Here is a 21,356-nt window from a genome sequence, read left to right as displayed (position 1 = left end):
GCGGAGACGATCATGGCGGGCCATTCCAAATGGGCCAACATCCAGCATCGCAAGGGGCGGCAGGACGCGGCGCGCTCCAAGCTCTTCTCGAAGCTGTCGAAGGAGATCACCGTCGCCGCCAAGATGGGCGATCCCGACCCCGAGAAGAATCCCCGCCTGCGGCTCGCCATCAAGGACGCTAAGTCCAACTCGATGCCCAAGGACAACATCGAGCGCGCGATCAAGAAGGCGACGGGGGGCGAGGGCGAGGCCTACGAGGAAATCCGCTACGAGGGCTACGGGCCGAACGGCGTGGCGGTGATCGTCGAGGCGATGACCGACAACCGCAACCGCACCGCCTCGAACGTGCGGGCGACCTTCGGCAAGCACGGCGGCAACCTGGGCGAGACGGGGTCCGTGGGCTTCATGTTCGAGCGCAAGGGCGAGATCGTCTATCCGGCCTCCGTGGGCGACGCCGAGGCGGTTCTGGAGGCCGCGATCGAGGCGGGCGCCGAGGATGTGGAAAGCTCCGAGGACGGGCACGTGATCTGGTGCGCGGACACCGACCTCAACGACGTCTCCACCGCGCTCGAGGACCAGCTGGGCGAGTCCGAGACCACGCGCCTCGTGTGGAAGCCGCTCAACACCACCGAACTCGACCTCGAGGGGATGCAGAAGCTCATGCGCCTGATCGATGCGCTCGAGGACGACGACGACGTGCAGCGCGTGACCACCAACTTCGAGGCCTCCGACGAGGTGATGGAGAAGCTGGCGAGCTGAGGCTCAGAGGTCCAGCTTGCCCTGCGCGCCCCGGTCCTCCTCGCGGGCGGCGCGCTTGAAGGTGTCGTCGCGCCGGGCGGGCAGGCGCACGGCGCGGTCGCGCAGCTCCAGCGCCTCCTCGATGGTGACGATCTGAATGCGCGGGACGGGCTCGAACCCTTCCATCTCATACTGGCCGGCGGCGGCGGCTTCCGCGATCATCGTCCTTTTCGGCGGCGTGAGGGTGAGGAAGATGCCGATCTCGGCCTTGTGTCCAGACTATATTAGGGGCAGACTGCCTACAGGTTGTAGGAACATTCCAAGAAACCAACGAAATGCTGCGTGACCACCTGCCCCCCTTCGTCGCCGAAAACTACTACTGCGGCGAGTGGAACCACGCCAGCGCGATCATGACCACCGACTTCCCGAACGAGTGGAAAGACCTCATGGACGTCTTGTCAGCCTACAGGTTGAAGAAGTCCTACATAACCAAACCTGGCGGCAACAAGAGCCAGACGGCGAAGTTCATTGACGAGTTTCTTGGAGCCCGCGGCTGGCGTGAGACGCGCTTCGACACGAAGATCGTCGTAGACGAAATCGAGTCGGAGACGCCGACGCACAAGATCGACATGTTCAAGAACGGGGTTGCCATCGAAGTCGAGTGGAACAACAAAGATCCCTTCTTCGACCGAGATCTGAACAACTTCCGACTGCTCTACATGCTCAGGACGGTGAGCGTGGGGGTCATCATTACGCGTTCGGACGAGCTTCAAGAGATCTTTAACAGACTCGACCGAGGTTCTTCCTACGGCAACAACACGACGCATCTTTCGCAACTGATTCCACGCATCGAGGGCGGCGGAGCAGGGGGGTGTCCTGTTCTCACCTTCGGGATCAAAGCGAGCCTTTACCGAGAGGATGAATGATGACGAGCGCGAGCGACGATTTGCTTGAACGTTTTGCGGGCAAAAAGTTCCAGACAATCCTTGCCGATCCGCCGTGGCAGTTCCAGAACCGCACCGGTAAGATGGCCCCTGAGCATCGTCGCCTCTCGCGCTACCCCACTATGACCTTGGATGAGATTTGTGATCTTCCCGTGGAGGCAATATCTGGAGATCCGGCACACCTTTACTTGTGGGTGCCGAACGCACTCCTTCCGGAAGGCTTAAAGGTCATGGATCGTTGGGGGTTCAAGTACAAAGGCAACCTTGTCTGGTACAAGGTTCGAAAGGACGGTGGCCCTGATCGTCGCGGCGTAGGCTTTTATTTCAGGAACGTTACGGAGCTTTTGCTCTTCGGCGTTCGTGGCAAGAATGCTCGGACCTTGCCGCCCGCACGTTCACAAGAGAACATTCTAATCTCGCAGAAGCGGGAACACAGCCGCAAGCCAGACGAGCAATACGATCTCATCGAGCGGTGCAGTTTCGGTGAGCGGCTGGAACTCTTCGCCCGCGGCCCGCGCGAGGGTTGGACGGTCTGGGGCAACCAGTCGGACAACTACGAGCCGACGTGGGCGACTTATCCCAACCACTCTCAGGCGAAAGTCGTACCGCTTGGTCCTCTGCTCCAGCCCAAGAAACGCGCCTGACGATCAGTTGCCTTGCGTGTTCTGTGCCGCGCTCTCGTTGCCCGACGGCCCCTTGAAGAGCACGTTGTAGCTGGCGTTCGAGTTGAACGGCGGGTCGAGATAGATCAGGTCCACGCATTCCGCCTCGAACCCGCGCAGCACGCCGAGGTTGTCGCCGTAATAGAGGTGATTGCCCATCCGCGCCCCTCCGGTCCCGTCTTTCTCGCGGGAACTGGTTACGCCCGAGTTTACGGGCGCGGCCGCGCGAGGCAAGGGCGGGGCAGCGACACGGCCCGCCAGGGCCGCGGAGCGCCCCCTTGCTCTCCCGCCCGCTTTCCTGTCCTGTCGCCGGCATGGCAGAGCCGCGCGCCGATACGCGCCCCGTGGCGGGCGTGCTGTGGATGCTCGTCACCGGGCTCTGCTTCGTCGCCGTCACCGCGCTGGTGAAATACCTGGGCGACCGGGTGCCGGCGCCGCAGTCGGCCTTCCTGCGCTATCTGCTGGGCCTCGTCTTCCTGCTGCCCGTGCTGCGCCCGCTCCTGCGCGCCCGGCCCACGCGGCGGCAGCATCTCTTGTTCGGCGGGCGCGGGCTGCTGCATGCGGTCGGCGTGATGCTCTGGTTCTACGCCATGACGCGCATCCCGCTCGCGGAGGTGACGGCGATGAACTACCTCTCGCCGGTCTATGTCACCGTGGGCGCGGCGCTGTTTCTGGGCGAGCGGCTGGCGATCCGGCGCATCGCGGCGGTGGCCGCGGCGCTCGTCGGCGCGCTGGTGATCCTGCGTCCGGGCTTTCGCGAGCTCGACCCCGGCCACCTGGCGATGCTGGGCACCGCGGCGGTCTTCGGCGGCTCCTACCTTCTGGCGAAGGTGGTCTCGGACGAGACCGACCCGGCGCTCGTCGTCGCCATGCTGTCGGTCTGGGTGACGCTGTGGCTGGTGCCGGCCGCCGCCGCGGTCTGGATCACGCCCACCCCGTGGGAACTCGCCGTGCTGCTGGCCGTGGCCTTCTTCGCCACCGCGGGACACTACACGATGTCGCTCGCCTTCCGCGCCGCGCCGGTGACGGTGACGCAGCCCGTCACCTTCCTGCAGCTCGTCTGGGCCGTGATCCTCGGCGCCGTGGCCTTCGGCGAGGCGGTCGATCCCTTCGTCGTCGCCGGCGGGCTGATCATCATCGCCGCGGTGAGCTTCATCACCTGGCGCGAGGCGGTGCTCAAGCGGCGCAGCATCACGCCGGCGGGGCCGGAAACGAAGGGGTAGGCCGCGCGCCGCGGCGGTTGATCGGGATCAAGGCCGGCCGGCGGGACACGCCCCTAGAGTGAGCGCGACAGGAAAAGGAGACCGCGCATGTCGCACACGCCCCACGAGCTCCACGAGGAATTTCCCGGCCACGCGGCCAGGATCAGCGAGCTCAAGCAGCACGACGCGCATTTCGCAAAGCTCGCCGAGCAGTATCACGAGCTGAACCGGCAGGTGCACACGGCCGAGACCAACGTCGCGCCGGTCGCCGGTCTGACCGAGGTGGAGCTGCGCAAGAAGCGCGCCGCGCTCAAGGACGAGATCGCCGCGTATCTCAGGGACTGAGGCCCGGCGACGGGCGGCGCGACCCGCTCGGTGCGCCCGTGCGGGCGCGTCTCGCGAGAAGGCCCGCGAGGGCCGCCGAGCGCCCGCTCAGGCCACGTCGTAGGGCAGCACGCCCCGTCGGTCGGGGTCGATGCGCAGGTGCCGCTCGAGCGGCGGCACCGAGCGCTGGTGGCAGTCGGCGCGCTCGCAGATCCGGCAGGAAATGCCGATCGGCTCGAAGGCGCGCGCGTTCTCGACGTCGAGATCGTCGGCGTAGACCAGCGCGCCCGCATGCGCGACCTCGCAGCCCAGCGCGATGGCGAAGCGCCGCACCGGCGCGCCGAAGCGCCCGCCGGGCTTCGAGACGTCGCGCGCGAGGCTGATGTAGCGCACGCCGTCCGGGGTCTCTGCCAGTTGCCGCAGGAAGCGGCCCGGCGTCTCGAAGGCGCGGTGCACGTTCCAGAGCGGGCAGGCGCCGCCGAAGCGCGCGAACTGCAGCCGCGTGGCCGAGTGGCGCTTGGTGATCGTGCCCGCCTGATCCACCCGCACGAAGAAGAAGGGCACGCCCTTCGCGCCGGGCCTTTGCAGCGTCGAGAGCCGGTGCGCCACCTGCTCGATCGAGGCGCCGAAGGCGAGTCCCAGCCGCTCGAGATCGTGGCGCGTGCTTTGCGCGGCCTCGAGAAAGGCGCCGTAGGGCATCATCGCCGCGCCGGCGAAATAGTTGGCCAGCCCGATCTTGGCGATGGCGCGTGCCTCCTCCGTCTGGAACCGGGCAAGGTCGAGCGTGGCCTCGAGCAGTCGGTCCTGCGTGAGCAGCGCCAGTTGCAGCAGCATCTGGAAGGTCTGGGTTTCGGCGGCCGTGCGCGCGGAGAGGGTCAGGCGCCCCGCCTGCGGATCGTAGCGGCGCAGCGCCTCGGTATCGGCGAGATCCACCGTCACGCCCGCTGCCTCCAGTCGCTCGGCGGCATGGGCGCGCATGTCCTGCGTCTCGCCCGCGAAGCGTTCGGCCGCGCGGTCCACGGCGTCGATGTAGTTGTCGCAGTAGTGGAAGAAGTCGCGCACCTCCTCCCAGGGCGAGGGGCGGGCGCGGCCTTCGGCGCCGCCCAGCGCCTCGTCGAGCGCGGCGAGGCGTTCGTGCACCTCTCGGTAGGCGCGGTGGAGGTCGAGAAACGCCCGCGCGAGCGCCGGGGCGTTCGACGCCGTCAGCCGCAGGTCCGCCATCGGCGGCGCGTCGGCGAAGACCGGATCGGCCAGCGCCTCGCGCATGTCCGAGACGAGTCGCTCCGCCTCGCCCGAGCCGAGTTCGGTCACGTCGAAGCCGAACTCCTGCGCGAGCGCGAGCAGGACGGTCGTGCTGAGCGGCCGGTTGTTGTTCTCCATCTGGTTGAGATACGGCAGCGACACGCCGAGCTTGGCGGCGAAGGCCTTCTGCGTCAGGCCGAGGCGCTGGCGCAGCTCGCGCAGTTTCGCGCCGGCGAAGAGCTTTCGTGCGGGCATCGGAGTCGCTTTGCGGATTAGCCGGTGGCGAGACTAGCTTTGCAAAGCGTGCCTGCCAAGCGCGTCTAGAGACCCAGCCGACGCTCCCGCCGGATCACCAGCAGCATCGCCACGATGCCGCAGGCCGCCGAGCCCCCCATCAGGCCGATCAGGGGGTAGGGGCCCGTGCCCGGGCCGAGCGACAGCCCGGCCACGGCCGAAAGCGCGGCGCCGCCGCCGATCATCACCGCGCCGCCGAAGCCGCTCGCGGTGCCCGCCAGATGCGGTCTTACCGACAGCAGGCCCGCCGTGGCCGTGGGAATCGCCAGCCCGTTGCCCACCCCGACCAGCGTGATGAGACCGAAGAAGGTTTCGGCCGAGTCGAGACCCGTGAGCGTCAGGGCGAGCGAGGTCGCCATCGCGCCGGTGATCACGATAGTGCCGGTCAGCACGAGCCGGTTGATTCCCACCCGCGTGCTCAGCAGCCCCGACAGGTAGTTGCCAAGCAGATAGCCGATCGCGGGCGCGCCGAAGTAGATTCCCAGGCGCGCGGGCTCGAGCCCGTAGATCTCCGAGCCGACGAAAGGCGCTCCGCCGAGGTAGGAGAAGAACGAGCCGCCCGCGAAGGCGCCCGCCATGCAGTAACCCCAGAAGCGCGGCGAGCGCAGAAGTTCGGGGTATTCGCGGAACTGCTGCATCAAGGTGATGCCGCGGCGCGTGCCGGTCTCGCCCAGATCCGCCCAGGCCAGCGCGAAGAGCGCGACACCGGCGGCGAAAAGCAGCCAGAAGTTGGCCTGCCAGCCGAAGCTCTGATCCAGCAGCCCGCCCAGCGCGGGCGCCACCATCGGGGCCACCGCCATGCCCATCGTGACGTAGGCGATGCGCGAGCCGGCCTCTTCCATCGGGACCATGTCGCGCACCACGGCGCGGCCCATCACCATGCCGACCACGGCGACGGCCTGCACCATCCGGCAGAGCATGAAGATCGTCAGATTGGGTGCGAAGATGCAGCCCAGCGTGCCAAGGCAGAAGACGACGAGCGCCCCGAGGATCACCGGCCGCCGGCCGATGTTGTCGGCGACGGGCCCGATCAGCACCTGGATCACCGCGCTGGTGGCGAGGTAGGCACCGACCGACAGGCCCATGATCGCCGCCGTGGTTCCGAAATGCGCGCCCATAGAGGGCAGGCTCGGCAGGAAGACGTTCATCGCCATCGCCTGAAGTCCCGACAGCAGGATCAGCGTGGCGATATGCGGTGGCGAAGTCTTGTCGAGCAGGCGGACCTGCGGCAGATCGGTCATGGACCGGGCCTAGGCCGATGGTCGCCGCCTGTCCATCGCCTGGACGCACAGACGCTGTGCGGTTTGCGGATTTGCTATATGCTGCCCCGCGCTTTGCTGCTGTTTGCAAATTTGCCGAAATTTTCTTTCGCACCGCCGGTCTCGCCGTTATGGAGACGTGACGCCGGAAAGGGGGGACCATGAAGGACATCCTGCAGGAACTCGAGACCCGCCGCGCCGAGGCCCGCCTCGGCGGCGGTCAGAAGCGGATCGACGGCCAGCACGCAAAAGGCAAGCTTACGGCGCGCGAGCGCATCGAGCTGCTGCTCGACGAGGGCAGTTTCGAAGAGTTCGACATGTTCGTCACGCACCGCTGCACCGATTTCGGCATGGAGGAGTCCAAGCCCTACGGCGACGGCGTGGTGACCGGCTGGGGCACGGTGAACGGCCGGCAGGTCTATGTCTTCGCGCAGGACTTCACGGTGCTCGGCGGCTCGCTCTCGGCCACGCACGCCATGAAGATCGTCAAGATCATGGACATGGCGATGCAGAACGGCGCGCCGGTCATCGGCATCAAGGACTCGGGTGGCGCGCGCATCCAGGAGGGCGTCGACAGCCTTGCAGGCTACGGCGACGTCTTCGACCGCAACATCCAGGCCTCGGGCGTGATCCCGCAGATCAGCGTGATCATGGGCCCCTGCGCGGGCGGCGCGGTCTATTCGCCGGCGATGACGGACTTCATCTTCATGGTGAAGGATTCCTCCTACATGTTCGTCACCGGCCCGGACGTGGTGAAGACGGTGACGAACGAGCAGGTCACCGCAGAGGAGCTAGGCGGGGCCACGACGCACACCCGCAAGTCCTCCGTGGCCGATGCCGCCTTCGAGAACGACGTCGAGGCGCTGGCCGAGATCCGGCGGCTGGTGGATTTCCTGCCGGCGAACAACCGCGAGGGCGTGCCGGTGCGCCCCTTCTTCGACGACCCCAAGCGGGTGGAGCCCAGCCTCGACACGCTGGTGCCGGAAAACCCCAACATGCCCTACGACATGAAGGAGCTGATCCTGAAAGTCGCGGACGAGGGCGACTTCTACGAGATCCAGGAGGATTTCGCGAAGAACATCATCACCGGCTTCATCCGGCTGGAGGGCCGCACCGTGGGTGTCGTGGCGAACCAGCCGATGGTCCTAGCCGGCTGTCTCGACATCGACTCGGCGCGCAAGGCCGCCCGCTTCGTGCGCTTCTGCGACGCCTTCGAGATCCCGCTGCTGACCTTCGTGGACGTGCCGGGCTTCCTGCCCGGGACGAAGCAGGAATACGACGGTATCATCAAGCACGGCGCGAAGCTCCTCTTCGCCTACGGGCAGGCCACCGTGCCGAAAGTCACAGTGATTACCCGCAAGGCCTACGGCGGGGCCTACGTCGTCATGGCCTCTAAGCACCTGCGCGGCGATTTCAACTATGCCTGGCCCACCTCCGAGGTGGCCGTGATGGGTGCCAAGGGCGCGGTGGAGATCCTCTACCGCTCGGAGCTCGACGATCCCGAGAAGATCGAGCGGCGCACCAGGGACTACGAGGACCGCTTCGCCAATCCCTTCGTCGCCGCCGAGCGCGGCTTCATCGACGAGGTGATCCAGCCCCGCTCCACCCGGATGCGCGTTGCGCGCGCCTTCGCGTCCTTGCGCAAGAAGAAGGTGGAGACGCCCTGGAAGAAGCACGACAACATACCGCTCTGACTGCGCACCGTGCCCCTCGTCGTTGCGAATATCCCGGCCTTGCGAGCGCCCGTTCTCCACGCTCTGCGCGGCGCGGCGCTCGGGCTGGTCGCGGGGCTGCCGCTCGGCGCCTCGGAGCCCGCGGCCCCGTCGGGCCAGCCGCTGGAGTTCGTGGAGGTGATCGCCGAGGAGCTGCCCGAGGGGCCGCTCCTGCGTTACCGATACGTCGCGCCGGAGGCCGGCACGCTGACGTTCGAGGCGCGCGAGGCGGACTTCGCGCATCTGTGCCAGGCGCATGCGCTGCCGCATGCGCGGGCGGCCGGACAAGAGCCCGCCCGCATCGTCGTGAGCCTTGCCGAGGCCCCGGTGGCGTTCGCCGTCTACGATCCGGATGTGGCACAGTTTTTCGAAGCCTACCGGATCGAGGACGGCCGCTGTATCTGGGAGCCGTTCTGATGCCCGCACCATATATAGCGGAATTCCGCGCATCGCGCGGCGACGCTGCGACTTTCACGTCACAGAAGGCGGGAGGTCTTTCGCCCTCATGTATTTCCCCCGGCGCATCGCGTAGGGTAGAGACTGGTTGCGTGCAAGTGACCGCACTCTGCGCGGTGCGTCCGGCAGACCGTTTCGGGCTGTCGGCCGTATCTGCCAATGACAGGAGAAGCAGATGTCGAAGAGCATCAAACTGCTTGCCATGCTGGGCTTCGTGGCCGCCGTCGCGGCCTGCGCCCAGCAGGAAGAAGAGTTCGTCGTGGTCGAGCCCGAGCCGATCACGGTCGAGCCCGAGTACACCGGCAAGTACAAGTAAGATCCCTCGGGGGCAGGCGGCGCCTGCCCCCGCCTTCCCCGCGCGCCGCGCCGCCCCGATGCGAGGTGGCGCATGATGAAGCATCGCGGCTTCCCTTCGCGCCTGCCCGGCACGGATTTTCAATTCACGATCCGGCGCGCCAACCCGAAGGGCGCGACGCCGCTCGTCCGTCGCGAGCGCTATGCCGATCGCCGCCCGGCCGACCGGGCGGCCGATGCCGGTTTTCTCGCGGCCCTGGTCGAGCATTTCGGCGATGCGCCTTTCCCGCGCGGCAATCTCGATGCGGGCCGTCTTTCTTGGTTGTTCGGCCGCGAAGTGCTGCCATACGACGACCCTTTCGACCCGGCGGACTATGACGCGCAACTGATCGTCGACCTCGACGCGGCGCGCATGTCCTTTCCCGAGATCTTCGACACGGGGCGGTCGGCATGATTTCGCCGGAGCCTGCAATCTTTGCGCGAACCGGCGCCGATCTGGGGCGCCGCGTCGACTCGCCGTTGTCAATGGGGTCACGTTGGGTGACGATTCAACCTGGGCGGGAAAGCTTCAGCCGCATCGGCGCGAAGTCGACCTGTCTTCACCGTTACCCTTCCCCTTTCGGGCGGTTCGGCCGATCCCCAGGCCGGCCGCCCCTCTTTTCATCGCCGTCGCCTGGCGCCGCAGGCCCGCACGCGGGGCGGCCGCGCGCGCCGTGCGGCACGTCCGGCGCGCCGCCGCGACCCCGCTCTGCCGCAGGGCGGGCCGGGCGGCGCGACGCAAGGTCTTCAGCGGCGTGCACGCGCAGATGCGTCACCGCCGGGTATCGTCTGAATGCGGGCCGATCGCGGCCCGGAACGGGAGAGGGGAGCGGATGTTCAAGAAGATCCTGATCGCCAATCGGGGCGAGATCGCCTGCCGCGTCATCAAGACGGCGCGCAAGATGGGGATCGCCACCGTCGCGGTCTATTCCGACGCCGACAAGAACGCGCTGCACGTCGAGATGGCCGACGAGGCGATTCACATCGGCCCGGCGCCGGCGAACCAGTCCTACATCGTCATCGACAAGATCATGGACGCCATCCGCGAGTCGGGCGCCGAGGCGGTGCATCCTGGCTACGGCTTCCTGTCCGAGAACCCGAAGTTCGCCGAGGCGCTGGAGCAGGCGGGCGTCGCCTTCATCGGCCCGCCCAAGGGCGCGATCGAGGCGATGGGTGACAAGATCACCTCGAAAAAGCTCGCCAAGGAGGCGGGGGTGAACACCGTGCCCGGCGTCATGGGCCTCATCGAGGACGCCGAGGAGGCGGTGAAGATCTCCTCCGAGATCGGCTACCCGGTGATGATCAAGGCCAGCGCCGGCGGCGGCGGCAAGGGGATGCGCATCGCCTGGACCGACGAGGAGGCGCGCGAGGGCTTCCAGTCGTCGAAGAACGAGGCGGCCAGCTCCTTCGGCGACGACCGCATCTTCATCGAGAAATTCGTCACCCAGCCGCGCCACATCGAGATCCAGGTGCTGGCCGACCAGCACGGCAACTGCATCTACCTCGGCGAGCGCGAGTGCTCGATCCAGCGCCGGAACCAGAAGGTGATCGAGGAGGCGCCCTCGCCCTTCCTGGACCCCGAGACGCGCAAGCGCATGGGCGAGCAGGCCGTGGCTCTGGCGCAGGCGGTGGGCTACACCAGCGCCGGCACGGTCGAGTTCATCGTGGACGGCGAGAAGAATTTCTACTTCCTCGAGATGAACACGCGCCTGCAGGTGGAGCATCCCGTCACCGAGCTCATCACCGGCGTCGACCTCGTCGAGCAGATGATCCGCGTGGCCAACGGCGAGCCGCTGGCCCTCGCGCAGGACGACGTGAAGCTGAATGGCTGGGCGATCGAGAGCCGGCTCTACGCCGAGGATCCGTATCGCAAGTTCCTGCCCTCCATCGGGCGGCTCACGCGCTACCGCCCGCCCGCGGAGATCGCCACGCCCGAGCGCGTCGTGCGCAACGACACCGGTGTCTTCGAGGGCGGCGAGATCAGCATGTATTACGATCCGATGATCGCCAAGCTTTGCACCTGGGCGCCCACCCGCGCCGAAGCGATCGAGGGCATGCGCCAGGCGCTCGACGGTTTCGAGGTCGAGGGGATCGGGCACAACCTGCCGTTCCTGTCGGCGGTGATGGAACACCCGAAATTCGTCGCCGGCGAGATGACCACCGCCTTCATCGCCGAAGAATGGCCCGAGGGCTTCGCCGGCGTGGAACTCGCGCCGGATGCGCTGCGCCGCATGGTGGCGGCGGCCGCGGCGATGCACCGGGTGGCCGAGATCCGGCGCACCCGCATCTCGGGGCGCATGGACAACCATGAGCGGAAGGTGGGCAGCGACTGGATCGTGACGGCGCAGGGCGACCGCTTCGAGGTCGCCATTTCCGCCGACCGCGAGGGCGCGACGGTGCGTTTCCAGGACGGCACGGAACACCGCGTCGTGGGCGACTGGACACCCGGGCAGCCGCTCGCGCGGATGACGGTGGACGGCGATCCGCTGACGCTCAAGGTCGGCAAGATCACCGGCGGCTTCCGCGTCCGCACCCGCGGCGCGGATCTGAAGGTGCACATCCGCACGCCGCGTCAGGCCGAGCTCGCCGCGCGGATGCCCGAGAAGGCGCCGCCCGACACCTCCAAGATGCTGCTTTGCCCGATGCCGGGCCTTCTGGTGAAGGTCGAGGTGGAAGAGGGCATGGAGGTGCAGGAGGGGCAGGCGCTCTGCACCGTCGAGGCGATGAAGATGGAGAACATCCTGCGCGCCGAGCGTCAGGCGGTGGTCGGCAAGATCAACGCCGGCCCCGGCGACAGCCTCGCCGTGGACGACGTGATCATGGAATTCGAGTGAAGCCCGATCGCCGCATAGCGCCCAGGGCGCCGGCCGCGGCCGGCGCGCCTCAGCCCGACTGGCTTTCTTCGCGAATCTCCTGCTGGCGGAGCGGCTGCTTGTCGATCGAGCGGGTGATCTCGCGCACGTCCCAGGGCAGGGGCTTGCGGACGATCAGCGTGCCGTCCTTGCCGATGATGGCCAGCATGAAGCCCCGCGGCCGCAACTCGCGGCGCAGTTCCGAGCGCGCCGAGGGATCGGTATCGGTCAGCACCACCACGTCGCGCTCGGCCAGCGCCTCCTGTCGCGCGCGAATCGCCTCCATCTGCTGGACGAAGCGCGGGTCTGCCGGGCTGTCCGCGAAGACGACGACCGGCCGGGCGACCCACAGGAATTCCTCGAGCGTGGCGTCGGTTCCGTCACGGATGATGGATTGCTCCTGCTCGGTCTCCGCCTGGGCCGCCACGGCTTCCTGCGCGGAGACGGGCGCAGCGACGAGGGCTGCAAGAAGAAGCGCTGCGAAGCGGGTCATGGCACCTCCTGACGCCCGAGATATAGGCGGCATGTCCGCAAAAGCGAAGCCACCGCGACGCGCTGCGGCGTCTTTTCCGCGCGGCCCCTCTACCGCATCGCGCGCGAGGAGTCGCGCCCTGACCCCGGGCGCCGCGCCTCGTATCGATCACGACAGGGCGGCCGGCGCCGCCCAGCAGGACGGAAGGACCAAGCCATGACGGCGAAGACGGAGACCTGGCGCAAGCTCGCCGAGAAGGAGCTGAAGGGCCGCGACCCCGCCGAGCTGACCTGGAACACGCTCGAGGGCATCCCGGTCAAGCCGCTCTACACGGAGGAGGATGTCGAAGGGCTCGACCACCTGGGCAGCGTGCCGGGCGAGGCGCCCTTCGTGCGCGGGCCGCGCGCCACGATGTATGCCGGCCGGCCCTGGACCATCCGGCAATACGCGGGATTCTCGACGGCCGAGGAATCGAACGCCTTCTACCGCCGCGCGCTTGCGGCCGGGCAGCAGGGCGTCAGCGTTGCCTTCGACCTCGCCACGCACCGCGGCTACGACAGCGACCACCCCCGCGTGGTGGGCGACGTGGGCAAGGCGGGCGTCGCCATCGATTCGGTCGAGGACATGAAGATCCTCTTCGACGGCATCCCGCTCGATCAGGTGAGCGTGTCGATGACGATGAACGGCGCGGTGATCCCCGTGATGGCGAGCTTCATCGTCGCGGGCGAGGAGCAGGGCGTGGAGCGCGCCAAGCTCTCGGGGACCATCCAGAACGACATCCTCAAGGAGTTCATGGTCCGCAACACCTATGTCTATCCGCCAGAGCCCTCGATGCGGATCGTGGCCGACATCATCGAATACACGATGAACGAGATGCCGCGCTTCAACTCGATCTCGATCTCCGGCTACCACATGCAGGAGGCGGGCGCGAACCTGGTGCAGGAGCTGGCCTTCACGCTCGCCGACGGCAAGGAATACGTGCAGGCCGCCGTGGGTCGCGGCATGGACATCGACCGCTTCGCGCCCAGGCTCTCGTTCTTCTTCGCCATCGGCATGAACTTCTTCATGGAGATCGCGAAGCTGCGCGCCGCGCGGCTGCTCTGGCATCGGATCATGGAGGAACTGGGCGCGCGGGACCCGCGGTCGAAGATGCTGCGCACGCACTGCCAGACGAGCGGCGTGAGCCTGGCAGAGCAGGACCCCTACAACAACGTCGTGCGGACCGCCTACGAGGCCATGAGCGCGGTGCTGGGCGGCACGCAGTCGCTGCACACCAACGCGCTCGACGAGGCGATGGCGCTGCCCTCCGATTTCTCCGCCCGCATCGCGCGCAACACCCAGCTCATCCTGCAGGAAGAGACGGGCGTGACGAACGTCGTCGATCCGCTTGCAGGGTCCTACTACGTCGAGAAGCTCACGAGCGATCTCGCCGAGAAAGCTTGGGAGCTGATCCGCGAGATCGACGATATGGGCGGCATGACCAAGGCCGTGGAGTCGGGCATGCCCAAGCTCCGCATCGAGGAGACGGCGGCGACCCGGCAGGCGATGATCGACCGTGGCGACGAGGTGATCGTCGGCGTCAACAAGTACCGCCTTCCGCAGGAGGAGGAGCTCGACATCCTCTCGATCGACAACGCGAAGGTCCGCGCGAGCCAGATCGCCCGGCTCGAGGAGGTGCGCGCGGCCCGCGACCAGCCGGCCTGCGACGCGGCTCTCGGCGCGCTCGAGCGCGTGGCGCGCGAGGGCGGCAACCTGCTGGACGCGGCGGTGGAGGCGGCGCGGGCGCGCGCCACGGTGGGAGAGATCAGCATGGCTATGGAAAAGGTGTTCGGCCGCCACCGGGCGGAGGTGAAGACGCTGGCCGGCGTCTACGGCAAGGCCTACGAGGGCGACGAGGGCTTCGCGGCGATCCAGAAGGCGGTCGAGAGCTTCGCCGAGGAGGAGGGCCGCCGCCCCCGGATGCTCGTGGTGAAGATGGGGCAGGACGGCCACGACCGCGGCGCCAAGGTGATCGCCACCGCCTTCGCCGACATCGGCTTCGACGTGGACGTGGGCCCGCTCTTCCAGACGCCGGAAGAGGCCGCGCAGGACGCCATCGACAATGACGTGCACGTGGTGGGCATCTCGTCCCAGGCGGCCGGGCACCGCACGCTCGCGCCGCAGCTCGTCGAGGCGCTGCGCGAGAAGGGCGCGGGCGACATCCTGGTGATCTGCGGCGGGGTGATCCCGCAGCAGGATTACGGCTTCCTGAAGGAGGCGGGGGTGAAGGCGATCTTCGGACCCGGCACGAACATCCCGGAGGCGGCGCAGAACATCCTCGAGCTGATCCGCGAGGCGCGGGCGGGCCAGGCCGCCTGAGGGGGCGCTGCCCCCCTGCCTCACCTGCGGCCAGTTCACCCCCGGGGTATTGCCGGCAAGAGGAAGGACCGGGAGGGGCGCTTTCCGGAAAGGGGGCGTCGGGCATGGAGGGCGGCAGGGGGGCTGTCTGCCCCCCTCGGCGGCTTTCGCCGCCTCACCCCCCGAGGATATTTCGCCCAAGAAGAAGGAGCGGGCGCATGGCGGATCTGGGAATGGAGATCGACCACCTCGCCGTGGCGGGGGAGACGCTGGAGGCGGCCTTGGCGCATGTCGAGGCGGCGCTGGGGGTGACGCTGGCCGAGGGCGGGCGGCACGCGCGCTTCGGGACGTGGAACCGGCTGCTGTCGCTGGGGGAGGCGGAATACCTGGAGGCGATCGCGGTGGATCCCGAGGCCGCGCCGCCGGGCGTGCCGCGCTGGTTCGGGCTGGATGCGCTGACCGGCGGGCCGCGGCTGCAGGCCTGGATCGTGCGGGTCGCCGACCTCGATGCGGCCGTCGCCGCGCTGCCCGAGGCGGGGCGCGCGGTGCCGCTGGAGCGGGGCGATCTGCGCTGGCGCATGGCGGTGCCGGAGGCGGGCGCGCTGCCCTGGGACGGCGTCTTCCCGGCTCTGATCGAATGGGAGGGGACGGCCCATCCCGCGCCGCGCCTGCCCGATGCGGCCTGCCGGCTTGAGTCGCTGGAGGTGCGGTACCCGGCGGCGGAGGCGCTGGCCGCGCGGCTCGGGCCGCATCTTTCGGACCCGCGAGTGCGGTTCGTGGCGGGCACGCCGGGGCTTGCGGCGGAGATCGCGACGCCCGCCGGGACGCGGCGGCTGGCATGATCCGGCAGGCCGCAGCGGCGGACGCGGCCGGAATCGCCGCGATCTGGAACCCGGTGATCCGGCAGACGGCGATCACCTTCACCACCGAGGAGAAGACCTGCGCCGGTCTCGAAGCCGACATCGCCGCGCGCGGGCCCCTGTTTCTGGTGGCGGAGGAGGCCGACGCGGTCGCGGGCTTCGCCACGGCGTTCCGGTTCCGCGCCGGGCCGGGCTATGCGCGCACGCTGGAGCATTCGATCCTGCTGGCGCCCGGGGCGCAGGGGCGCGGAATCGGGCGGGCGCTGATGGCCGCGCTGGAGCGGGAGGCAGCGGCGGCCGGCGCGGCGAGTCTCTGGGCAGGCGTCAGTTCGGCCAATCCGGCGGGCGTCGGCTTTCACGCCGCGATCGGTTTCGCCGAGATCGCCGTGCTGCCCGAGGTGGGCTGGAAATTCGGCCGCTGGCACGACCTGATCCTGATGTGCAAGCGGCTCTCTCCGCGCTAGGCTCGGGGCCATGTCGATCTGGCGCCGCATCTCCGACGCGCTCTCGGCGCTCCGGCAGGGCGAGAGCCTCGCCGAGGTCTTCGACCGGCTGCGCGCGCCGCCCGAGCGCACGGTGGCCTTCACCATCGCGGTGATCGCGCTTGGCGCGAAGATGGCCAAGGCCGACGGCCGCGTGACGCGCGACGAGGTGGCGGCCTTCCGCGAGGTCTTCCGCATTCCGCCGGACGAGGAGCGCGCCGCGGCGCGGGTCTTCAACCTCGCGCGGCAGGATGTGGCCGGCTACGAGGAGTATGCGCGCCGGATCCGGTCGATGTTCGGCGACGAGAGCCCGACGCTCTGCGACCTGATGGAGGGGCTGTTCCACATCGCCGTGGCGGACGGCTCCTATCACCCGCGGGAGGACGACTTTCTCGCCCGCGTGGCGCAGATCTTCGGCCTGCCGGAGCGGAATTTCCGCGCGCTCCGCGTGCGGTTCGTGCCCGAGCAGCGCGACCCCTATGCCGTTCTGGGCGTCACGCCGGAGATGGATCTGGAATCGATCCGGCGCGTCTGGCGCCAGCAGGTGCGCGAGACGCATCCCGACGTGATGCTGGCCCGCGGCGTGCCCGAAGAGGCGATCCGCATCGCCGAGCGGCGGATGCAGGATCTCAACCTTGCCTGGGAAGAGATCGCGTCGGAGCGCGGCTGAGGCGCTGCGGGCGCTCTGCCCCGGGGTCCCGGCCTGGAAAGGGGCTTATCAGAGGCCGGGGTGGTGATTATCCTTCGGGCATGTGCATGCGCGCCGCCCTTCTTGCCGTCTGCCTCGCCGCCGCGCCGGCCGCGGCGCAGGAGAGCGCGCCCGAAACATCGGAAGAGGAAGACGGGCTGAGCCTGATGGAGGAGGGTGCGCGGCTGTTCTTCCGCGGCATCATGAGCGAACTGGACCCGGCGCTGCGCGAGCTCGAGGGGCTGACGCGGGAACTCGAGCCTGCTGTGCGTGACTTCGCGCGCGAGATGGGGCCGGCCCTGCGCGATCTTCTGGGGCGTGTCGAGGACTGGAGCGCCTACCACCCGCCGGAGATGCTGCCCAACGGCGACATCATCATGCGGCGCAAGGAGCCGCTGGAGGAGCCGCCGGCCGAGACGGAGGCGCCTTCGGGTCCGGTCGATCTCTGAGCGCGGTCAGCGTCTGCGATCGAGTTTCGTGGAGAGATGGACGAGGCTTTCCGAGCCCCGGACGCCGCGGGTTTCGCCGATGCGGTCGAGCGCGGCGTCGAGCGTCTCGGTGTCGCGCGCGGTGAGCGTTGCGATCAGATCGACCCGGCCGGTCGTGGTGTGGACCGTCTCGACCTCGGGCATGGCCTTGAGCCGGGCGAGCACGCCGGGGCCCGCGCGCGGCTCGATCGAGATCAGCACCGTCGCGCGCAGCGCAGGCGAGAGCGCGGAGCCCGGCCGCAGCGTGTAGCCGGCGATGGCGCCGGACTTCTCCAGCCGCTCGATCCGGGCCTGCACGGTCGATCGCGCGAGGCCGAGCCGCCGCGCGAGCGTCGCCGCCGGCTGGCGCGCGTTTTCGGCCAGCATCGCGATGAGGGCTTCGTCGGTATCGTCCATTCGTCGGCGTTCTGCGTTGATTTGCCGAAGATTAGTGCGGATTCGCCGGATCTGACAACGGAAACCGGCAATCGGAGCCGGCATCCTGTCGCCGAGGCAGATCGAAAAAGGGTCGGAAGCAGGAGAGCCCCATGAGCAGCATGACGCAGATCACCCCCGAAATCGCCGATCTGGTGCGCGGCGCGCCGGAACGACCGCTTCTCATCTTCGATGCCGAGCGGCTGGCCCGCCGTGCGGCGCGCTTTCAGGCCGGATTTCCGGGCCTCGTGACCTATGCGGTCAAGGCCAACCCGCTGCCCGAGGTGCTGCGGACGCTGGCGCGGGCGGGCGTGCGCAGCTTCGACGTGGCCTCGCCGGCCGAGATGGAAGCGGTGCGCGCGGCCGTGCCGGGCGCGGTGCTTCACTATCACAACCCGATCCGCTCGCCCGCGGAGGTGGAGGCCGGCAAGGCGCATGGGGCGGTTTCGTGGTCGGTGGATGACATGGCCGGTCTCGACCGGCTGATGCCAATGGAGCCCGGCACCGAGATCGCCGTGCGGCTGCGACTTCCGGTGAGGGGCGGCGCCTACGACTTCGGCGTGAAGTTCGGCGCCGATCCGGAGGCCGCCGAGGCGCTGCTGCGCGAGGTCGCGGCGCGCGGGCTCACGCCCTCGCTCACCTTCCACCCGGGCACCCAGTGCCGCGACGCCGAGGCCTGGGCGGTCTACATCCACGAGGCCGCGCGGGTGGCGGCCGCGGCGGGCGTGCGGCTGCACCGCGTCAACGTGGGCGGCGGATTTCCCCATTGGGGGAGCGTGGACGAGGCGGAGCTCTCGGCCATCTTCGAGCGCATCGGCACTGCCACGCGGGAGGCCTTCGGCGCCGGGGCGCCCGCGCTCGTCTGCGAGCCGGGGCGGGCGATGGTGGCCGGGGCCTTCGCCGTGCTGGCGCGCGTAAAGGCCCTGCGCGGCGACGGGGCGGCCGTTCTGAACGACGGTATCTATGGTGCGCTGTCCGAATGGCGCGACGTGCCGCGCGCACCCGAGGTTGCCGTTCTCGGCCCGGACGGGGAGGCGCGCGGAGGCGCGCCTTTGGCGCGCGTCGTCTATGGACCCACCTGCGACAGCCTCGATAGGCTGCCGCAACCGCTCGGGCTTCCGTCCGACATGGCGGAGGGCGACGCGATCCTGTTTCCCGGCATGGGGGCCTACTCGGTCGCGCTGGCCACACGGTTCAACGGCTACGGCGATCTTTCCATCGTGCGGGCCCGCACCCTGGCCTAGGGGCTGGACAGCAGCGCGTCCCGGCGTAGGTTGCCTGCGGAACGACAGGGCAAGGGAGCCGCGCGAGATGGAAAAGTTCGGGCGAAGCCAGCCGGTGACGCGCGTCGAGGATCGCCGCTTTCTGACGGGGCACGGCCGCTACGTTGACGACATCGCGCCGGAGGGCGCGCTGCACGCCTTCGTCTTCCGCTCGCCCATGGCGCATGCGCGGATAGCTTCGCTGGGGGTCGAGGACGCGCGGCAGGCCGACGGCGTCGCCGCCGTCCTGACCTGCGCGGATCTCGAGGCCGCGGGCATGAACGTGCTGATGGGCGCGGTGCGGGTGGACAATCGCGACGGCACCAAGGGGGCGAAGACCGAGCGCCCGCTGCTGGCGCGGGACCGCGTGCGATTCGTCGGCGAGCCGGTGGCGCTGGTGGTGGCCGAGACCCGGCAGCAGGCGAAGGACGCGGCCGAACTCATCGAGCTGGATCTGGAAGAACTGCCCGTGAAGCTCGACCTCAGCGCCGGCGGAGAGCCGCTGCACGACAGTGCGCCGGACAATCGTGGCTTCGACTGGGGCCTGGGCGACGAGGCGGCGACCGAGAGGGCCTTCGCCGAGGCGGCACACACCGTGGCGCTGGAGATCTACGACAACCGGGTGATCACCAATTCGCTCGAGCCGCGCGGCTGCTACGCGAAATGGGACGGCGCCCGCCTGCACGTCGCGATTAACGGGCAGGGCGTCTGGGGCCAGAAGGCGGCGCTCGTCAAGGCGCTCGGTCTGCCCGAGGACGCGGTGCATGTCACCAACCCCGACGTGGGCGGCGGCTTCGGCATGAAGGGCGCGCCCTATCCCGAATACGCCGTGGTCGCGCAGGCCGCCCGCGCGCTGGGCCGCCCGGTGCGCTGGATGTCCGAGCGGACCGAGGCGATGCTGTCGGATCACGGGGCGCGCGACCTGACCTCCTACGCCGAACTGGCCTTCGACGAAGATCACCGCATCCTCGCCTACCGCGTGCACAACCGCTCGAACCTCGGGGCCTACAACTCGAACTTCGGGCAGATCATGCAGAGCACGCTGTTTTCCAAGGTATTCACCGGGGTCTACGACATCCCCGTTGCCTGGCTGCGGTCCGAAGGCTTCTACACCAACACGACGCAGGTGGACGCCTACCGCGGCGCCGGCCGGCCCGAGGCGATCTATGTGCTGGAGCGCATGATGGACCGCGCCGCGCGCGAGCTGGGCACCGACCCCTGGGAGCTGCGGCGCAAGAACTTCATCCCGCCGGAGAAATTCCCCTACACCACCGTCGCGGGCGAGACCTATGACGTGGGCGATTTCGGCCGCCTGCTCGCGCGGGTCGAGCGCGAGGCGGACCGCGCGGGCTTCGCCGCGCGGCGCGCGGAAAGCGAGGCGCAGGGCAGGCTGCGCGGCATGGGCCTGTGCTATTACATCGAGAGCATCCTGGGCGACCCGTCCGAAAGCGCGCGGGTCGAGTTCAACGCGGACGGCACCGCCTCGATCTTTGTCGGCACGCAGTCGAACGGGCAGGGGCACGAGACGGTCTATGCGCAGTTCCTGTCCGACCAGACCGGCATCCCGGCCGAGAAGATCCGGGTGGTGCAGGGCGACTCGGACCTCATCAAGACGGGCGGCGGCACCGGCGGCTCGCGCTCGGTGACGGTGCAGAACACCGCGACGCTCGCCACGGTCGAGAAGATGGTGGCGGCCTTCCGGCCTTTCCTCGCGGAGAAGATGGGCGTATCGGAAGAGGAGATCACCTTCGACGACGAGACCTTCCGCGCGCCGGGCTCCAACCTGACTCCCACTTTCCTCGAGGCGGCCGAGATGGCGCGCGCCGACGGGCGCGAGGATCTGCTGAGCCACGAGGCGCGCACGACGCTGCCGGGCCGGTCCTACCCCAACGGCGCGCATGTGGCGGAGGTGGAGGTCGACCCCGATACCGGTGCGGTGCGCGTGCTGCGCTACACGGTGGTCGACGACTTCGGCAATCTCATCAACCCGCTGCTGGCCGAAGGCCAGGTGCACGGCGGCGTGGCCCAGGGGATCGGGCAGGCGCTGATCGAGCACACCGTCTTCGACGAGGACGGGCAGCTCCTGACCGCGACCTTCATGGACTACGCCATGCCGCGGGCGGACCAGTTGCCGATGTATGGTTTCGCCTCCGAGCCGGTGCCCTCCACGGCCAACGTGATGGGCATGAAGGGCTGCGGCGAGGCGGGCACCGTGGGCGCGCTGGCGGCCGTCGCCAATGCCGTTCAGGACGCGATGTGGGAGCGCGGGGTGCGCCAGGCCGACATGCCCTTCACGCCGCACCGCGTCTGGCAGATGCTGCACGCGGCGCAGTAG

Annotated in this window: 23 protein-coding genes; 17 read left to right on the top strand and 6 right to left on the bottom strand. The window is 68.8% G+C overall.

Features of this window, described 5'->3' with window-relative positions:
- Positions 1-12 precede the first annotated feature (12 nt).
- The gene (locus DRV85_RS04530; protein ID WP_113288246.1) at positions 13-759 is read left to right on the top strand and encodes a YebC/PmpR family DNA-binding transcriptional regulator; all 747 of its coding nucleotides are present in this window, start codon (positions 13-15) and stop codon (positions 757-759) included.
- 3 nt (positions 760-762) lie between these two features.
- Here DRV85_RS04530 and DRV85_RS04525 read toward each other — a convergent pair whose 3' ends face one another.
- Complete coding sequence (locus DRV85_RS04525; protein WP_199525813.1) at positions 763-960, bottom strand: hypothetical protein; 198 nt, start codon at positions 958-960, stop codon at positions 763-765.
- Positions 961-1,073: 113 nt separating this feature from the next.
- Between DRV85_RS04525 and DRV85_RS04520 the strand changes: the two genes are divergently transcribed.
- Together DRV85_RS04520 and DRV85_RS04515 are read left to right on the top strand one after the other, a co-directional pair.
- Entirely contained in the window at positions 1,074-1,664 is a 591-nt protein-coding gene (locus DRV85_RS04520) for a BglII/BstYI family type II restriction endonuclease (protein WP_113288245.1), read from the top strand.
- A complete protein-coding gene (locus DRV85_RS04515; protein WP_420820907.1) occupies positions 1,661-2,326 on the top strand; it encodes an MT-A70 family methyltransferase in 666 nt (221 codons plus the stop codon). Before DRV85_RS04520 ends, DRV85_RS04515 begins: the two co-directional genes overlap by 4 nt.
- 3 nt (positions 2,327-2,329) lie before the next feature.
- On the opposite strand, the gene DRV85_RS04510 is transcribed toward DRV85_RS04515, so the two are convergent.
- Entirely contained in the window at positions 2,330-2,503 is a 174-nt protein-coding gene (locus tag DRV85_RS04510; RefSeq protein ID WP_233495398.1) for a class I SAM-dependent methyltransferase, read from the bottom strand.
- 155 nt (positions 2,504-2,658) lie between these two features.
- Here DRV85_RS04510 and DRV85_RS04505 point away from each other — a divergent pair, with 155 nt between their 5' ends.
- Together DRV85_RS04505 and DRV85_RS04500 are read left to right on the top strand one after the other, a co-directional pair.
- On the top strand, positions 2,659-3,567 hold the full coding sequence (locus DRV85_RS04505; RefSeq protein ID WP_233495397.1) for a DMT family transporter: 909 nt from the start codon (positions 2,659-2,661) through the stop codon (positions 3,565-3,567).
- A gap of 87 nt (positions 3,568-3,654) precedes the next feature.
- Positions 3,655-3,891, top strand: coding sequence for an HP1242/YdcH family protein (locus DRV85_RS04500; RefSeq protein WP_113288243.1), 237 nt, complete (start codon positions 3,655-3,657; stop codon positions 3,889-3,891).
- An 87-nt stretch (positions 3,892-3,978) separates the two neighbouring features.
- Here DRV85_RS04500 and DRV85_RS04495 read toward each other — a convergent pair whose 3' ends face one another.
- Complete coding sequence (locus DRV85_RS04495) at positions 3,979-5,367, bottom strand: helix-turn-helix domain-containing protein (RefSeq protein ID WP_113288242.1); 1,389 nt, start codon at positions 5,365-5,367, stop codon at positions 3,979-3,981.
- Between the two features lie 65 nt (positions 5,368-5,432).
- Positions 5,433-6,647 carry a multidrug effflux MFS transporter gene (locus tag DRV85_RS04490; protein ID WP_113288241.1) on the bottom strand — a complete coding sequence of 405 codons (1,215 nt, stop codon included), beginning with the start codon at positions 6,645-6,647 and terminating at the stop codon, positions 5,433-5,435.
- A gap of 179 nt (positions 6,648-6,826) precedes the next feature.
- On the opposite strand from DRV85_RS04490, the gene DRV85_RS04485 reads away from it, so the two are divergent.
- The 5 genes from DRV85_RS04485 to DRV85_RS04470 all read left to right on the top strand — a co-directional run bounded on the left by DRV85_RS04485 (position 6,827) and on the right by DRV85_RS04470 (position 12,000).
- Complete coding sequence (locus DRV85_RS04485) at positions 6,827-8,359, top strand: acyl-CoA carboxylase subunit beta (RefSeq protein ID WP_113288240.1); 1,533 nt, start codon at positions 6,827-6,829, stop codon at positions 8,357-8,359.
- Between the two features lie 39 nt (positions 8,360-8,398).
- Positions 8,399-8,794, top strand: a complete 396-nt coding sequence (locus DRV85_RS04480) for a DUF6497 family protein (RefSeq protein ID WP_147238809.1) — start codon at positions 8,399-8,401, stop codon at positions 8,792-8,794.
- 214 nt (positions 8,795-9,008) lie between these two features.
- Positions 9,009-9,149, top strand: coding sequence for a hypothetical protein (locus DRV85_RS19360; protein ID WP_199525811.1), 141 nt, complete (start codon positions 9,009-9,011; stop codon positions 9,147-9,149).
- Between the two features lie 72 nt (positions 9,150-9,221).
- Positions 9,222-9,581, top strand: a complete 360-nt coding sequence (locus tag DRV85_RS04475; RefSeq protein WP_113288238.1) for a hypothetical protein — start codon at positions 9,222-9,224, stop codon at positions 9,579-9,581.
- 418 nt (positions 9,582-9,999) lie between these two features.
- Positions 10,000-12,000 (top strand): acetyl-CoA carboxylase biotin carboxylase subunit, encoded by a 2,001-nt coding sequence (locus tag DRV85_RS04470; RefSeq protein ID WP_113288237.1) that lies wholly within the window; start codon positions 10,000-10,002, stop codon positions 11,998-12,000.
- 49 nt (positions 12,001-12,049) lie between these two features.
- Here the strand turns inward: DRV85_RS04470 and DRV85_RS04465 are convergent, their stop codons facing one another.
- Entirely contained in the window at positions 12,050-12,511 is a 462-nt protein-coding gene (locus DRV85_RS04465) for a DUF4174 domain-containing protein (protein WP_113288236.1), read from the bottom strand.
- A gap of 195 nt (positions 12,512-12,706) precedes the next feature.
- On the opposite strand from DRV85_RS04465, the gene scpA reads away from it, so the two are divergent.
- The 5 genes from scpA (at position 12,707) to DRV85_RS04440 (ending at position 17,306) form a co-directional block, all read left to right on the top strand.
- On the top strand, positions 12,707-14,848 hold the full coding sequence (gene scpA, locus DRV85_RS04460) for a methylmalonyl-CoA mutase (RefSeq protein WP_113288235.1): 2,142 nt from the start codon (positions 12,707-12,709) through the stop codon (positions 14,846-14,848).
- A gap of 197 nt (positions 14,849-15,045) precedes the next feature.
- Positions 15,046-15,669, top strand: coding sequence for a VOC family protein (locus DRV85_RS04455; RefSeq protein ID WP_199525809.1), 624 nt, complete (start codon positions 15,046-15,048; stop codon positions 15,667-15,669).
- The gene (locus tag DRV85_RS04450; protein ID WP_113288234.1) at positions 15,666-16,151 is read left to right on the top strand and encodes a GNAT family N-acetyltransferase; all 486 of its coding nucleotides are present in this window, start codon (positions 15,666-15,668) and stop codon (positions 16,149-16,151) included. The genes DRV85_RS04455 and DRV85_RS04450 overlap by 4 nt, the downstream gene beginning before the upstream one ends.
- 10 nt (positions 16,152-16,161) lie before the next feature.
- On the top strand, positions 16,162-16,839 hold the full coding sequence (locus DRV85_RS04445; protein ID WP_113288233.1) for a molecular chaperone DjiA: 678 nt from the start codon (positions 16,162-16,164) through the stop codon (positions 16,837-16,839).
- Between the two features lie 86 nt (positions 16,840-16,925).
- Positions 16,926-17,306, top strand: coding sequence for a hypothetical protein (locus DRV85_RS04440; protein WP_113288367.1), 381 nt, complete (start codon positions 16,926-16,928; stop codon positions 17,304-17,306).
- 6 nt (positions 17,307-17,312) lie between these two features.
- Here DRV85_RS04440 and DRV85_RS04435 read toward each other — a convergent pair whose 3' ends face one another.
- Positions 17,313-17,741, bottom strand: a complete 429-nt coding sequence (locus DRV85_RS04435) for an Lrp/AsnC family transcriptional regulator (protein ID WP_233495396.1) — start codon at positions 17,739-17,741, stop codon at positions 17,313-17,315.
- A 131-nt stretch (positions 17,742-17,872) separates the two neighbouring features.
- Here DRV85_RS04435 and DRV85_RS04430 point away from each other — a divergent pair, with 131 nt between their 5' ends.
- Positions 17,873-19,003, top strand: a complete 1,131-nt coding sequence (locus tag DRV85_RS04430) for an alanine racemase (protein ID WP_113288231.1) — start codon at positions 17,873-17,875, stop codon at positions 19,001-19,003.
- Positions 19,004-19,070: 67 nt separating this feature from the next.
- Complete coding sequence (locus DRV85_RS04425) at positions 19,071-21,356, top strand: xanthine dehydrogenase family protein molybdopterin-binding subunit (RefSeq protein WP_113288230.1); 2,286 nt, start codon at positions 19,071-19,073, stop codon at positions 21,354-21,356.

The organism is Rhodosalinus halophilus (assembly GCF_003298775.1).
In the GTDB taxonomy this organism is placed as follows: Bacteria; Pseudomonadota; Alphaproteobacteria; order Rhodobacterales; family Rhodobacteraceae; genus Rhodosalinus; species Rhodosalinus halophilus.
The sequence above is the reverse complement of the archived record's forward strand: the minus strand, read 5'-3'. Positions and strand labels throughout refer to the sequence as shown.